Source organism: Fodinibius sp. GM21 (genome assembly GCF_058386955.1).
In genome coordinates this window covers 638,694-653,515 of sequence record NZ_JBYEIQ010000003.1, presented here as the reverse complement: position 1 = coordinate 653,515, position 14,822 = coordinate 638,694, and the positions used below count along the sequence as shown (strand labels likewise).

Sequence of the window (14,822 nt, the reverse complement as noted above, 5' to 3'; positions counted from 1 at the left end):
ATCATGAATATGGAAAAGGAAGAAATACTGCGTAAATATCTGGATGGCGAGTTATCCGGTGAGGAGGAGCGGGAAGCCCTCCACATGATAGCGGATGATCCGCAGATGCGGGAAATGCTTTCTTTCGAGAGGTCAGTTCAAAGTACTATTAGTAATACAGGTGTCTATGATCATCCGGAAGTACCCGATGGATTTTCCGATCGGGTGATGAATAGCATTGAAGATGCCCAACAACCGGAAACGACAGTTTCGCTGATAGAGCAAATAACAAGCTGGATGCAAGGTTTGTGGATGCCGCGAAAGATCCAGGTGCGACCCGTCTATGGTGTTGCGGCAGCAATGATTTTAACAATAGCCCTATTGATTCCATTTTATTTTGATGCTTCCCAAGAGGTCGTCCGGGTAAATAACACTTTGCAGGAATCAATGCAGCCAGTTTCTCATAGTCAGGACCAGGTGTGGGTACGTTTTGTTTATATCGATGAAAAAGCGCAATCTGTCGAAGTTGCCGGTGACTTTAACGGTTGGGAACCTATACCTCTTGAGAAACAGGAGGTGAACGGAGAGCAGGTCTGGACCGGCCTGGTATCAATGAGCAGAGGAGAGCATCGCTATATGTTTGTAAAAGATGGGGAGCAATGGGTAACCGATCCAATGGCTCCGATGCAGCGCGAAGACGGATTTGGTAATAAAAATGCAGTGATCTACTTATGAGAATAGGTCTCATTATTGTGATGTTATTAATCTCAATATCAAACGATATGTTAGCCCAGGAGTGGCAGACAGTATTTTCTGTGGATTCCAGAGTGGGGTATTCCACAAATACTTATTTGAACCCCTATTACGGGGAGTGGAATCGGGTCGGAAATACGTCTTTTGGGGCGATCACCGGGATTGGGCAAAGTACCTGGCTCGGTGACAAGGACATGGTTGAATTAACGGGCGTTGCTGTTGTGGAACCATTCATGTCCGGAATAAATACGTGGAAAGGCGGATTGGCTCTGGCAAGATATCAGCACCAATTCAATTATTCGGTAAGCGCCGGGGTAGAGATGGGAGGCAGTTATTTTAATTCATCTTTCAGCCGGGGCATGTTTTGGGCACAACCCACGTTGACGTGGTCGCCCACACCATTTAGCCAGCTGAAAGTAAAAGCAGGTTCTAACTTTCGATCGTATCGAGATTATATGGTTGACAGTGTGTCCACCTCTATCAATGATCGGTCTGATTTATATGCTATTGAGTTTGAAACCTGGCCCAATTTCAATTGGCAATTATCGACAGGCTTGTACGGAAATTTTGATTCCTTCCCGGATATTCAGGAGGGGTTTAGTTCATTTGTAGCTGCAAGGCGAATTTTTGAAAAAGGCTTGAAAGTTAGACTTAAAGTTGGTCTTGAACAGTATCAAAACCAACAAACGGTAACGACCGGTGGGGGCGGTGGTTTTCCACCTGTGGGGGGAGGCCCAAACGAGACAACAGAGACCATTGAAGAGACCAACCGCATATTCCGATTGGGAGTTGAAGGGAGTGTCCCCATCAGCCCAAAGTTAACGGCTTTTTTGAGTGCTGAGGGATTGCGATATAATACAACGGCGACCGATCAGAATACTAATGATGTACAGGTTTCTGGGGGAATCAGAGTGACGTTACAGCCTAAATCACGAAAAGATAGCGATAAAATATCACCGAACTGGAACAAAGAAAAAGATAGACAGCAGGTGGAAATTTCCTACCCCGGGGATGGACGTATTTATCTGGTTGGAGATTTTAATAATTGGTCACGTCCCGGAGTGCCACTCGTAAATGTTAAAAAGGATCAGTACAGAGCCGAGCTTGAGCTGGATGCCGGTTCTTATGAATATAAAGTGCTCATAATTGAGGATGGAGAAGAAAGCTGGATAAAGTTTTCCAACGAAACATATACCGTTGAAGATGGATTTGGCGGGCAAAATGCACTGTTATTAGTTCAATAATTTAAATGAAATAAATATGATGAAGGGTTTAAACATACATATAAAGGTCATCGCACTTTTGGTTGTTGCTTGTGCATATTTCGGTATTCCCGATACTGCCGTTGGCCAAACTGAATCGTTGGATAAGCTGGTAGCACGGGCCGGAAAAGCAGGGATAGAACAATCCGTAATTGATGATCTTAAAGCAAGAAAAGAAGCAAGGGGTTTAAGTAATCAACAGCTGATCAATATGATTGAGCCGGCAGTACAACTTGCCGAAGATAATTTGCCGGCAACCCATGTATTGCAAAAGGCACTGGAAGGATTATCCAAAGGAGTGCCCGATGCACGGATCGTTCCTTATATAAATAGAATGACCAGTGCTACCCGTCAGGCAGCCAACGTCGTTGATCCCTGGATGGCAAAGCCGCAAGTAAAACAGGTACTAGGCCAACAAAATGGCCCGGGAGAAGGTGTGCGTAACAGACTTGTGGAATCGTCTTCTCGGGCAATAACACAAAATGTTTCCCCGGAAAATATTAACCGCCTTTTATCTGATATAAGTCAAAAGTCAGTTCTTTCCCAAACCTCAGGATCTAATATCGTTTCTGCCATGGATATTGTTTCGGACTTGCCTATGCAGGATCAGCCCGAACTTACACGGTCGTTTATTGTTCGCGCGTTAAAGGGAGGGTTTGAGGCCGGCGAATTTCAAAAGCTGCCTATGGCCCTGAATATGGCACAAAAGCGAAGTCAAATTCCAGCATCAAACATCATGCGAGGCGTTGGAAAACAAATGCAGAAAGGAGTACCGGCGCGAGACATTCTGCAAAACTTGTTTGATGGCAAGGTAGGGGGCGGGCCGCCGGGCGACATCCCGAAAGGAATGGAGAATAATCGCGGTAAAGGGAATAACAGGGGTAACAATTCCCGGAATGGTTGACGGGCTTCTGTAGTGCCGGTATAGTTTTTCCATCTGCCTATCACATAGACACTATTTATCAAGGAATGTAGCCATGCAAAAAAGTTGGTAACCTTCCGAAACTTCGGTCGTCATATACCCTAAAATTTAACGCCAAAAAAATCTACAGGGTAAAATTATGACTACCGAGAAGTTACTAAAAATACCATTTGCATTATTATTAGCCGTTTCAGTCGTCTTTATGGGTTGCAACAGTGGAACCAATGCCGATGGCGATACCGGAACAATGGAGGTATTGCTCCATGATGCGCCGGCCAACTATGATGAAGTAAACGTATTTGTCGAACGAGTGGAGGTAAATAATAGTGATAGCGACGAAGGATGGGTAGAACTTAGTAGTCCCCAGCAAAGCTATGATCTTCTCGAGCTAACAAACGGAACTACAGAAGTTCTTGGATCTGCAGAATTACCCGCCGGAACGTATGAACAAATTCGCCTTATCCTCAGCAGTGATGGTCACAGCGTGGTGGTTGATGGAGAAGAACACAGCATGTTTGTACCCAGTGGTGCACAAACGGGGATCAAGCTAAATGTAAATGCTGAAATCGAGCCCGATATTACCTACACTTTGCTGCTCGATTTTGATGCGGCGCGTTCTGTTGTGGTAAGAGGTAATCAGCAGTCAGGCGAAGACTATTTGCTGAAACCCGTGATAAGTGCTTCAAATGAAGCAGTAACAGGAAATATCGCAGGAGTCGTTGAGCCCGTTGATGCTGAGCCGAATGTATATGCTATAGCTGGAGAAGATACACTTTCTTCCACAATTGCTGATACAGCAAATGGAGAATTCAAGCTCATCGGACTGGAAGAAGATTCTTATACCGTTTCCGTTGAGCCCACCAATGACTCTTATGGGATAGAAAATGTCGAAAACGTTGAAGTTACTGCTGGCGAAACAACGGAATTAGATACTATTACCGTTTCGCAGAATTAAAGTGATGGTCTATTATGGGCGATTATTAAAATAATTAGATGAGTCCGTCGGATGGTATTGTATTGACTACTATCCGGCGGGTTTACTATATGAAAAGGGAAACATTAGAATTAAATTGAAAGCGTTGACATAATGTTAAAATTTTCTAACGTTTGGAAAACGTAATTAGAAATAAATAGTTATGGTTGGCTACGGAGAAGTACTGCAGACAATTGGGGCCATGGTGATTTTTTCGCTGATAATACTCAGCGCTACCAGCATGATTCAGCGGAACACCTATATGCAGATTGAGGGAGAGCTCGAACAGGAAGTTATTGCTTTGGCTCAGGATATTATCGAAGAGGGACGAACGAAAGAATTTGATGAGGTTTCTGTTGATGCCACCGCACCGCCTGCCGATATACCGGGTGATTTTTCAGCTACTACAAGTTTGGGCCCAGAAACCAGTGGAACTCAAGATGATGACCAAAATGGGGATGGAAACGTGACCCGCCATGAGTTTGATGATTTTGACGATTATGACGGATGGAATGATGTGGTAGAAACCGAGCATGGAGAATTTAATATCCGTGCCGAAGTCTTTTATGTAGATGAGACGAGTTACGATTCAACGAATACTCAAACGACGTTTAAAAAACTTCGGGTATATATAACCAGTAAATATCTGGACCGAAAGAGTTCTGGTAGTCCTACTTTATATAGCCTGGAATTTATTAGAAATTACTACGCCGATTAGCAGAGGATAGTACTATGAATATGGGTTTGGTGACAAGTTTTGTTGTAGGAGGGATCCTTTTGATTGGGATTCTAGCACTGAACATGTCTATGTCTAATAGTTCAACAGAGTTGACGCTTACGCAAACAACCCGGGAGAAAGCAACGGGCGTGCAGGAGATGATTAACCACGATATCCACAAAATTGGATTTAACAGAAATAATAAGACCAGTCCTGTTTTAGTGGAGGCAGATAGCCACAAAATTGCATTTCGCAGTAATATTGACAACAGTAGTGATAACTCGGTTGAGCTGATAACCTGGGAGTTTACAAATACGTCCGTAGGCAATGGAAATCCCAATGCCTATGTATTAAAAAGAACGGTCGAAGATGGTGATACGGGGAGTATTATCAGTGAAACTCCAATACGGGTGGGGGTAACGAACTTTAATATCAAGTACCTGGATGAATATGGTGAGCCGGTTAGCAATCATATGTCAACTCCGGTTGCAAGTTCTGATCTAAATAGTATTCGACAGCTTTATATTACCTTGGAATTGCAGAGTTCAGCTAAAGTATATCAAAATACGGGCGATGATGGGCGCTATGTGCGTACAATTTGGGAGAAGCGTTTTTCGCCCCCTAATTTGGAAGATGCTTAATAAAGAAGAGGAGTTATTATGGGACGAGCAATGTTAATAATATGCGCCGGGATGCTGGTTGCACTCGGTATCGTATCGATGGGTACATCTGGTCAGGGCAAGATGCTTACAGAAAAAACGGTGGAATATGCCCAAAAAACAGAAGCCCTGAATGCTGCGCATACGGCTATTCAAATATCTATGCAGAAAATAAACAAGGATAATAACTGGGCTAAAGAGCACGACTCTTCGAATCCCTGGGTAACCACCATTGATGGTGTTCAAACAACATTGCATGTAGATTATATGTATGAGGCTTCCAATTACTGGGATGCCGATTCATTACGGATGGTTTCCCAAGCGGAGATTGATGTAGCAGATGGCGGATCAGAAAAATATACCTCAAAAGTTGTAAGTGTTTACCTTAAAGCCCCCTTTAGCAACTTAGTTCCAAAGTTTAAATCACCGCTTTCTATTGCTACAGAGAACTTTACTATTGATACAGATGGGAGTGCCAGTATCAGTGGAAACTCCTCTTCGGCCTGTGATGACGGGGATCAAAGCAAGCCGGGTATTAGCGTTATGAATCAGAATTTAGAGGACAATGTGCAGTCAGAGACAAGCGATATTGACGTTGAGGGAGACCCCAAAGTAGCCACCGACAATGATCTGTCATATGAGCCTACTGATGAACTTATTGCGCGCTTGGCTAACACTACAAGTGTCCAATACTTATCCGGTACAACCGATCAAACACTGGGTACGTCAAGTGATCCCGGGGTATTTTTTGTGGAGGACAATTTAAAACTTACGGGAAAACAGGATGAGGGATACGGAATTCTGGTAATTCGAAGTGATGGTGAAATGAGTTATGAGGGCGATGATGGATCTACCTTGGATATTGCCGGGAACTTTGAATGGAACGGCCTCGTAATATTTGAAAATGCTTACAATTTTAAAGGACGGGGGACGCCAACAATAAACGGATCGGTGTTGGTAGGCAATACCAGTGACTACGACGGAAGCATCGGTATTGATCTAAATGGTAATATTCACTTGCAATATGATTGTGCCGCCGAAGAATATGCGAAAATGGCAGCGGCTAAGGCCGTTGATCAAAATAAGTATACACGCGTGGTTACGCTCGAAGAAACAACGATCGAGTAAAATGAAGGCAGTTTTATTTAATACAACCTAAAGGTTGGGAATGCTGCCTCTAATACATCTGAGATCTGTTTTGTAAGAAAAGGTTTCGCTACTTCTCCAAGGCTTTTCTATCCCATTTTCCGTTTACGGCCGCGGCCTCATAGGTTGTCTGGAGGAAATCGAGTAGTTTCTTATCCGGATTTGATGCATTCGTCACAGCCTGATAAGGGAGCAGGTATTCTCCAAGCTCTTCGTCATAGAATGCATCCTGAGGTTTGATCACCGAATCTCGGTAGCCTTCTGGCTCCGGATAAGCGTAAGAATAGAATGCGGGCTCTCCAAAACCGGTGCCCGACCAAAATCCGGCACTTGACAATTCATGAGAGTAGCTTTCTTGCATGACCCAGTCAGGGCAGTTGGGAACACCCCCCGGATGTTTGGGAGCTGGTCGTCCGGAGAATCGAGTAACTGCCAGATCAAATGCGCCCCAAAAGAAGTGGATGGGACTTACTTTTCCGGTGAACTCAGACCTGAATTGAGTGAAAACTCTTTGAACATTTGTCAGTGCCAACCAAAAACGATGCATCGCCTCTGTATCATAGGATACGGGATCCTTGTTTTCCGGGAATGGCATAATGGGATCGGGGATTTCAACCGGCATGGGATAGATGCTCGTTTCAATATTCAATTGACTGAGGTTCTCCAGCGTCTTTGCATAAAAGTCTGCTACGGACAATGATTCCAGCTCGAAAGAAATACTCTTCTTATTAATCTTTCGAATTTCGAGCTTGTGATTTATAAAGTCGAATTCTATTTCGAATCCCCCGGTCGAAAACGGAATCAGTGAAGTTGTCAACCCGCGCGATGAGACATAGAGAGGAACGTGCCAGCTGTGGTTGATCCAGGGCATATGTTCCAGCCGAATCTTCCCGATTATCTGCGACCAGAGATGTACCGTATTCAGTGTCTTCTGCCAGTCTGCCGGTGGCAGCAGTTCCGGCCATGAATGTCTATTTTGATTTGTGGATGTTTTCATATTGGTAAGGATTCTGATTTTAAGCAGTTAGAAAACAATTATTACATCAGTACATCTTGTAGCGACTCATCACCCTCAATAACTGATTTGGCAAATGGACACAAAGGGATTACGGTTAAATTATTTTTACGGGCATAGCTTACCGCATGTTTAACAAGCTGTTTGCCGATATTGTTACCGCGTAGCTCATCAGATACCTCGGTATGGTCTATAATGATTTTGGTATCCCCGGCTTTTGAATAGGTGATTTCGGCCTTTACTTCTCCGCCCTTCTCAATAAAAAATGATCCTTTACTCTGTCCTTCTTTATGCCGGATGTCCATAGTAGATAGAATGTCATGGTTGACCTTTTAAATGCTATACAGTACATATTATACAACCTGCGGATCAAATAATAGTCCTCATCGAAATTACATTTCCTTGACATATATCAAGAGTATTTCCTGTCATATATCAATGGCAGGTAAGGTTTCAGGCAGTATGTTAAGCATGAACAAACTGTTTAACATTAAAGTAATAATACAATGGCTACTGCAACGAAAACCTTATGGAAGATTGATCCGACGCATTCGGAAGTACAATTTAAAGTAAAGCACCTGGTAATTTCGACTGTTACCGGAAGTTTCGGCTCTTACGATGGAAAAATCGAAGCCGACGGCGACGATTTTGAACATGCCAAGGCACGTTTTACGGCTGACATCGACAGCATCACCACCAACAACGAGGATCGCGATCAGCACCTGAAGTCAGACGATTTCTTCAATGCTGCTGAGTATTCGCAACTGAAGTTTGGGTCCACAAACTTTGAGAAAATTGGCGAAGGCGAATACAACGTGACCGGGAATTTAACGATTCGTGATGTCACCAAAGAAATTGAATTGGAGGTCGTCCACGGTGGTACGGTTACCGACCAATATGGTCAGACCAAAGCTGGCTTTGAAGTCGAAGGCACCATCAACCGGAAAGAGTTTGGCCTTACCTGGGATGCCGTGACCGAAGCCGGGAACGTGATTGTGGGCGATAAAATTAAACTGCAGTTAAATGTACAGTTCATTAAAAATTAACTGACGGCTAACGTCCCATACACCCATAAGCGGGTATTCTCTTCCGGGGGATATCCGCTTTTTTATTTCCTGATAATTCCCTGTACATTTTTCAGTGCCTTTGATGAATCAACTTACATAAAACAAGGCGGCAACCACTAAGCCAACAACGAATGTACCAGGTACTGAAAGAAAGTATTGATAAGCATGTTTCATTATCCGATGAGGAGTGGGAAATGTGCAAAAGCAATTTCCGTCCCAAGCGGATGCTTAAACGGCAATTCCTGCTGCAAGAGGGCGATGTTTGCCGCGAGTTAGCATTTGTTGAGAAAGGGGCTCTTTGTTCATACTCGGTAGATTCAAAAGGCAACCAGCATGTGATTCGTTTTGCCTTTGACGGCTGGTGGATTGCGGACCTGCAAAGTTTCTTCACTAAAAACCCATCCACATTTAATATTGAAGTCCTGGAAGACAGTGAGCTGTTGATGCTTGACCGGAAAAACCACCAAACCCTTTTGGATGACATTCGCGCCTACGAGCGATATCATCGTATTATCCTCCAAAACGCTTACGTAGCCCTCCAGCAACGCGCTGAAAATGCACTTGGACTTACCGCTGAAGAAAAGTACAGCCGCCTGATAGAACAAAATCCCGAGTTCATGAATCGTGTGCCATTGAATTTAGTAGCTTCATACCTGGGGATGAGTCCGGAAACACTGAGCCGAGTCCGAAGTAATTTTAGCGGTTAATTCAACACATCTTGGAGCGACTCATTTCGCTCTATAACTGATTTGGCAAACGGACAAAGTGGAATTACCGTTAAATCATTTTTGCGTGCATAGTTTACCGCATGTTCAACTAATGCTTTACCAATGCCCTCTCCGCGTAATGAATCTGATACTTCAGTGTGATCGATAATTATTTTGCTGCTTCCGGCTTTTGAATAGGTGATTTCGGCCTTTAATTCGCCATTCTCTTCTACAAAGAATAATCCTTTGCTGTCTTCATCCTTATGTTGAATATCCATATTACCATCTCAAGTTGAGCTTCAAGTTTATTGGTATACCATACTATATAAATCAAATCACAGTTAACAGCGATAAGGTGCCAGCAAAAAATTTATTGATATATATCAAGCGTTTTTCTTAGCACATATCAATGAAAAGGGCTCGGGGGTGGATTACCTTTACGGTAACAAAATGAAACCGCAGACAGGAACACACTGATTATGCCTATTACCAAGCAAACCATCGCGATCATCGGAGCCGGTGGAAATATGGGTTCCGCCATTGCAAAAAGTATTGCCGGAGGCAACTACCGCCTGCTACTTTTTGATCGCAACCCTGAACAAGTGGGTTCATTACACGAGGAAATCCTTCAAGACCATCCCGAGGCTGATGTAGAACTCATGCATTGCCCCCATGAATCCAGCTGGGAAGCCGATATTATCATTTTGGCTGTTCCCCACGGGGCTGAAAAAGAATTGGCCGACAAGATACGTGATGTTGCAACCCAAAAGATTGTGATTAGTATTGCCAATCCCATTGATGAGAATGTTAGCAAACTCACGACTGTACCGGAGACCAGCGCAGCCGAAGAGCTGCAGCAGTGGCTTCCCAATGCCAAGGTGGTAAAAGCATTTAACACCACCTTGGCCGCTGACTTTGACCAGCCGGTAATCGACGGCAAGCAGGTTGACGCCTTTATTGCCGGGGACGATGAGAAAGCCTTGCTATCTGTTATCGAACTCGTAGAAACAGTGGGCTTTAATCCGATTGTTGCCGGAGACCTCTCGGTGAGCGGCACCCTGGAGCGTATGCAGTTGCTACTCATGCAGCTCACCATCAAAAAGGAATACAACTGGCTGGCCCAGTGGAATGCCACAGAGTGGCCACCCGAATTTTCGGGTGATTCTACAGGGCTAGCCGGTTGGAAAATTCTTCATAATTAATTCAACACCTAATATTCAAATTCAACATTACCATTATGATACTTATCACAGGAGCAAACGGACAGTTAGGATCACAAACCATAGACTTTTTGCTGGAGAATAATCCCGATGCTAATATCGCCGGACTTGTCCGAAGTGAGGAAAAAGGCGCCGAACTCAAGGAGAAAGGCGTAGAGCTTAGGATCGGCGATTACACCGATTATCCATCAATAGAAAAAGCAGTTCAGGGAATCGATACCTTGCTGTTGATCTCTTCGAGCACGTTGGAAGGGCGGACCGATCAGCACAATAACGTAATTCAAGCCGCTAAAGAAGCGGGAGTCGGTCAGATTTTCTACACCAGTATTGTTGAAGCAGATAAAGAGTTAAGTCCACTTTCGCCTGATCACGATGCAACGGAGAAGCTCATTAAAGATTCCGGCATCTCCTATACCATTTACCGGCACACCTTTTATATGGAATTTCTACCGCTCTTTTTGGGCGATGCCTTAGAAACGGGCCATTGGGCCTTTCCATCCGACGGCAACGCCATTAACCTGGCACTGCGCTCGGAGATGGCCGAGGCCCTGGCAAACGGATTGGCCAATGCCGAACAGCACAAGAACAGCATCTATGAAATTACCTCGGGGCAAGCCTATGCGCTGTGGGAAATAGCTGACATGCTGAGTGAAGCCTCCGGCAAGGAGATCAGCTACAGGGATCTCTCTGTTTCCGAGTTTGAGCAGGCGTTGACCGAAGCCGGTCTCCCCGAAGAGCAGATTGCTATGAGCGTTATGACAGCCACAACGTTTGTCAATGGTGCGCTTGATTTTACCTATGACGATATGGAACAGCTGCTCGGACGTAAGTCTACCGGACTGGAAACATTTATATCGGAGTTGCTAAATAGTTAAGTCAAAGCGTTTAGCGGTTGGAACCCATTCTATGTCATCCTGAACTCGTTTCAGGATCTTATACTGCAGTTGCCGTTAATGTTGGTACATGATTCAATCGACGTTCCTTGCCTCTGCGAGATCCCGGATCGGGGTCCGGGATGACATAGAGGGTAGTTATAGATTATTAGCCATTAAGGCTAACTCCATAAACAATTGAGTGAAACAAAAAAACTGACAACAATGACCAACGACTACACCACACCCTCCCAGACCCGCATTGGACACGTGCATTTGAAAGTGTCTGATCTGGATCAGGCTCTTGAATTTTATCGTGATCTACTGGGCTTTGAGCTGACGACCATGTATGGTGAGAATGCGGCCTTTTTGTCGGCCGGAGGATATCATCATCACATTGGGCTCAATACCTGGCACAGCAAAGGAGGTCCGCCTGCGCCGCGCAACAGCGCCGGACTCTACCACACCGCTTTGCTATATCCCACGCGCAAAGATCTGGCTAAAATCCTCCAGCGTCTCATTGACGCGGAATATCCCATCGACGGAGCCAGCGATCACGGCGTCTCGGAGGCGATCTATTTAACTGATCCCGACGGCAATGGCGTGGAGCTGTACCGCGATCGTCCCCGCGAGGAATGGGAATACGCCAAGGACGGTTCCGTCAAGATGGTGACCCAACCGCTTGACGTGCAGGATCTACTGAACGAATTGAATTAACACACACTTTTAAATCTGAGCTCAACAAAAACTAATCATAACAGAAATATCTTTTATCACAATGAATAAATTGAACATAACCTACTGGATCACAACTGCAATATTTAGTGCTATGATGCTGTTCAGTGCAACGATGTACTTTATCAGTCCGCAAATGGCGCAAACATTTGAACACCTTGGATTCCCGGATTTCTTTCGGATAGAGCTGGGCATAGCTAAAATAATTGGCGTGCTGCTATTGCTCGCTCCCTTTACAGGACGTCTTAAGGAATGGGTTTATGCCGGCTTTACCATCAATATGATTTCGGCCAGTATTGCCCACGCAGCAGCGGGCGATCCCATATCTGCTGTTCTTACTCCACTTGTATTGTTGGGAGTGTTAGCGGTTTCTTACGTAGCGCTCCGGAAGCTGGATGACGAGATCAAACCTGCTTTTGTAACGCAGCTTATTGGATCAACTTCATAGCCTGGAAGTACTGATGATACACCTCTTCAAATCAAATAAACAATACAAGGTAAGCCGGGGACCGTTTACTTCCCGGTTCCGGGTCTGAGAAAGATTCATCAAGAACTGTCCCTGCATCATCTTTTGCCAATACGGTCTCCCGGTCAAGTATTTTGGTATTACCATCGGGATCTGTCGAACAAACTGTAACATCCACTTTGGCATGTAAAGGTATCATACCAAGATTGATTTGGGACGCCTTCCGGTTTTTAATTTTTGCGGAGGTATTATCCATAAATGCAGGGGTAGAAGTAACCCATGGGCGATTTCCGGGAGATACCAAGGTTCCGGTATTTGTTCCCGATTCTACACGGCGGGCCCAATCGTTGCCCCCTCATACTTCATCATCGTATTCCGGAACCCAGTCATCTCCTCTAAAATTTGTCCGGGGAACTTAGAAAAATCCTGCATGCAAGCGGCGTAGGGTTCCTTCGAGGCATTCCAGCTCAACACCATGCCATATTTATCATTTGATTTATTGAGTACATGAACTTGTTAAGGCCTTTGGCTCGGTTCGCCTATATGCTTGTAATTTCTATCTAACTTTTCGTATATAGCCATTCTTTCATTATCCATTAAAAATTAACCAAGAGACGAACGGGATCACATGTCCACCAACCTCAAAGAACTCGAAAAACGGCTCTGGCAGGCGGCCGACAACCTGCGGGCCAACTCCACGCTCAGCTCCTTTGAATACTCCACGCCCGTACTGGGACTCATCTTTCTGCGCTACGCCTGGCACCGCTTTAAACCCCTGCACGAAAAGATGGAAAAGGAGACCAGCAGCCGGGTAACGATCGGCCCCGAGCACTACAAGGCCGAAGGCGTGCTTTATCTGCCGGAAGAATCGCGCTACGATTACCTGTTGACCCTTCCCGAAAGTGAAGACATCGGTCAGAAGGTAAACGAAGCAATGGAAGCCATCGAGCGGGAGAACCCCGAGCTGGCCGATGTGTTGCCCAAAGATTATAAAAAGTTTGATATAGAAAGAGATGGTGCTAGCAAAAGTGCTTTGATAAAAGATTTATTAAAAACCTTCTCCAATGTGGGCACGGATGTGGAAGGCGATGTCTTCGGACAGATTTACGAGTATTTCCTCGGTCAGTTTGCCATGAACGAGGGACAGAAGGGCGGAGAATTTTTTACGCCCACCTCCATTGTAAAGCTGATTGTGGAAGTGCTGGAACCCTATGGTGGAAGGATATTAGACCCGGCCTGCGGATCGGGCGGCATGTTTGTGCAGTCGGAGAAATTTCGCAAGCGTCATCGCGAGCAAGCGCAGCAAAATCTCTCCATATACGGACAGGAAAATAAGGAAAACACCGTTCGACTCTGCCGTATGAACTTAGCAGTTCACGGCTTACAGGGTGATATCCGAGCCGGCAATACCTACTACGAGAATCTGCACGACTGCGTGGGACGCTTTGACTACGTGATGGCCAATCCGCCCTTTAACGTGAGCGGGGTAGACAAGGAAGCGATCGAGGGCGACCCGCGCTACCCGTTTGGCATTCCCAGCACCGACAATGCCAACTACCTGTGGATGCAGGAGTTTTACAGCGCGTTAAATGACTCAGGACGGGCTGGTTTTGTGATGGCCAACTCCGCCGCCGATGCCCGCCACAGCGAACAGGAGATCCGCAAGAAGATGATTGAGGAGGGCGTGGTGGATGTAATTATCTCCATCGGCTCCAACTTCTTTTATACGGTGACCCTGCCCTGCACGCTCTGGTTCTTTGACAAGGGCAAGCAGGGCACCGAGCGCGAAAACGAAGTGCTGTTTATTGACGCCCGCAATATCTACCGGCAGATCGACCGCGCCCACCGCGACTTTACCGACCGGCAGCTTGATTTTATAGCCAATATCGTACGACGATATCGTGGGGAAGAACTGGATTCGGTACAGACGTTCCATGGAACGTCCCGACAGAATGGAGAATTAGCCCAAGCTGCCGAGGAGGAACAAGATTACCAATCCAATGGCTCCGCGATTACCCAGCCGGACGATATGGATGAGTTGTTTGATGATCCCGGTGGGACAGAAGGGTCCCACGGGACAGGCGGGGAGTACAAAGACATTCCCGGACTCTGTAAAGTAGCCACCGTAGAAGAGATCGAGGAGCAGGGCTGGAGCCTGAATCCGGGACGGTACGTAGGCGTGGCCGAGCGGGAAGAGGATGAGGTAGATTTTGAGAAAAGACTGAATGTATTAAGGGACGAGTTGTTAGAATTATCCGAAGAGTCAAAGAATTTGGAAGATCAAATTATGACTAATCTGAATAATATTCTTGGAGATTCTAAGTGAGT

At 45.4% G+C, this 14,822-nt stretch carries 18 protein-coding genes; 14 read left to right on the top strand and 4 right to left on the bottom strand.

All coding sequences use genetic code 11. The features are described 5' to 3' along the window. Positions 1-9 precede the first annotated feature (9 nt). The 7 genes from ACT3IB_RS10105 (at position 10) to ACT3IB_RS10075 (ending at position 6,394) form a co-directional block, all read left to right on the top strand. Positions 10-714 (top strand): hypothetical protein, encoded by a 705-nt coding sequence (locus ACT3IB_RS10105; protein WP_491538887.1) that lies wholly within the window; start codon positions 10-12, stop codon positions 712-714. Continuing rightward, positions 711-1,976, top strand: a complete 1,266-nt coding sequence (locus ACT3IB_RS10100; RefSeq protein WP_491538886.1) for a glycogen-binding domain-containing protein — start codon at positions 711-713, stop codon at positions 1,974-1,976. The genes ACT3IB_RS10105 and ACT3IB_RS10100 overlap by 4 nt, the downstream gene beginning before the upstream one ends. 16 nt (positions 1,977-1,992) lie before the next feature. Beyond that, positions 1,993-2,898: a hypothetical protein gene (locus tag ACT3IB_RS10095; protein WP_491538885.1), complete on the top strand. Its 906-nt coding sequence runs from the start codon at positions 1,993-1,995 to the stop codon at positions 2,896-2,898. 157 nt (positions 2,899-3,055) lie between these two features. After that, the gene (locus ACT3IB_RS10090; RefSeq protein ID WP_491538884.1) at positions 3,056-3,871 is read left to right on the top strand and encodes a DUF4382 domain-containing protein; all 816 of its coding nucleotides are present in this window, start codon (positions 3,056-3,058) and stop codon (positions 3,869-3,871) included. A 181-nt stretch (positions 3,872-4,052) separates the two neighbouring features. Then, entirely contained in the window at positions 4,053-4,607 is a 555-nt protein-coding gene (locus tag ACT3IB_RS10085) for a type IV pilus modification PilV family protein (RefSeq protein ID WP_491538883.1), read from the top strand. Between the two features lie 89 nt (positions 4,608-4,696). Further along, positions 4,697-5,248 carry a hypothetical protein gene (locus ACT3IB_RS10080; RefSeq protein ID WP_491538882.1) on the top strand — a complete coding sequence of 184 codons (552 nt, stop codon included), beginning with the start codon at positions 4,697-4,699 and terminating at the stop codon, positions 5,246-5,248. An 18-nt stretch (positions 5,249-5,266) separates the two neighbouring features. Continuing rightward, positions 5,267-6,394 (top strand): hypothetical protein, encoded by a 1,128-nt coding sequence (locus ACT3IB_RS10075; protein ID WP_491538881.1) that lies wholly within the window; start codon positions 5,267-5,269, stop codon positions 6,392-6,394. 88 nt (positions 6,395-6,482) lie between these two features. Here the strand turns inward: ACT3IB_RS10075 and ACT3IB_RS10070 are convergent, their stop codons facing one another. Then, positions 6,483-7,409, bottom strand: a complete 927-nt coding sequence (locus ACT3IB_RS10070; protein ID WP_491538880.1) for a DUF5996 family protein — start codon at positions 7,407-7,409, stop codon at positions 6,483-6,485. 41 nt (positions 7,410-7,450) lie between these two features. Then, positions 7,451-7,732, bottom strand: coding sequence for a GNAT family N-acetyltransferase (locus ACT3IB_RS10065; protein ID WP_491538879.1), 282 nt, complete (start codon positions 7,730-7,732; stop codon positions 7,451-7,453). Positions 7,733-7,933: 201 nt separating this feature from the next. On the opposite strand from ACT3IB_RS10065, the gene ACT3IB_RS10060 reads away from it, so the two are divergent. Further along, positions 7,934-8,473, top strand: a complete 540-nt coding sequence (locus tag ACT3IB_RS10060) for a YceI family protein (protein ID WP_491538878.1) — start codon at positions 7,934-7,936, stop codon at positions 8,471-8,473. A gap of 152 nt (positions 8,474-8,625) precedes the next feature. Further along, complete coding sequence (locus tag ACT3IB_RS10055) at positions 8,626-9,201, top strand: Crp/Fnr family transcriptional regulator (RefSeq protein ID WP_491538877.1); 576 nt, start codon at positions 8,626-8,628, stop codon at positions 9,199-9,201. Here the strand turns inward: ACT3IB_RS10055 and ACT3IB_RS10050 are convergent. Beyond that, the gene (locus ACT3IB_RS10050; protein WP_491538876.1) at positions 9,198-9,479 is read right to left on the bottom strand and encodes a GNAT family N-acetyltransferase; all 282 of its coding nucleotides are present in this window, start codon (positions 9,477-9,479) and stop codon (positions 9,198-9,200) included. The genes ACT3IB_RS10055 and ACT3IB_RS10050 overlap by 4 nt on opposite strands. Positions 9,480-9,680: 201 nt before the next feature. On the opposite strand from ACT3IB_RS10050, the gene ACT3IB_RS10045 reads away from it, so the two are divergent. The 4 genes from ACT3IB_RS10045 (at position 9,681) to ACT3IB_RS10030 (ending at position 12,476) form a co-directional block, all read left to right on the top strand. Further along, entirely contained in the window at positions 9,681-10,403 is a 723-nt protein-coding gene (locus tag ACT3IB_RS10045; protein ID WP_491538875.1) for an NADPH-dependent F420 reductase, read from the top strand. Positions 10,404-10,438: 35 nt separating this feature from the next. Continuing rightward, entirely contained in the window at positions 10,439-11,296 is an 858-nt protein-coding gene (locus ACT3IB_RS10040) for an SDR family oxidoreductase (protein ID WP_491538874.1), read from the top strand. 222 nt (positions 11,297-11,518) lie between these two features. Further along, positions 11,519-12,010 carry a VOC family protein gene (locus tag ACT3IB_RS10035; protein ID WP_491538873.1) on the top strand — a complete coding sequence of 164 codons (492 nt, stop codon included), beginning with the start codon at positions 11,519-11,521 and terminating at the stop codon, positions 12,008-12,010. A gap of 61 nt (positions 12,011-12,071) precedes the next feature. Then, positions 12,072-12,476, top strand: a complete 405-nt coding sequence (locus tag ACT3IB_RS10030) for a DoxX family protein (RefSeq protein WP_491538872.1) — start codon at positions 12,072-12,074, stop codon at positions 12,474-12,476. Positions 12,477-12,507: 31 nt separating this feature from the next. Here the strand turns inward: ACT3IB_RS10030 and ACT3IB_RS10025 are convergent, their stop codons facing one another. Beyond that, the gene (locus ACT3IB_RS10025) at positions 12,508-12,693 is read right to left on the bottom strand and encodes a hypothetical protein (RefSeq protein WP_491538871.1); all 186 of its coding nucleotides are present in this window, start codon (positions 12,691-12,693) and stop codon (positions 12,508-12,510) included. Between the two features lie 429 nt (positions 12,694-13,122). Here ACT3IB_RS10025 and ACT3IB_RS10020 point away from each other — a divergent pair, with 429 nt between their 5' ends. Beyond that, complete coding sequence (locus ACT3IB_RS10020; RefSeq protein ID WP_491538870.1) at positions 13,123-14,820, top strand: class I SAM-dependent DNA methyltransferase; 1,698 nt, start codon at positions 13,123-13,125, stop codon at positions 14,818-14,820. Positions 14,821-14,822: the final 2 nt, after the last annotated feature.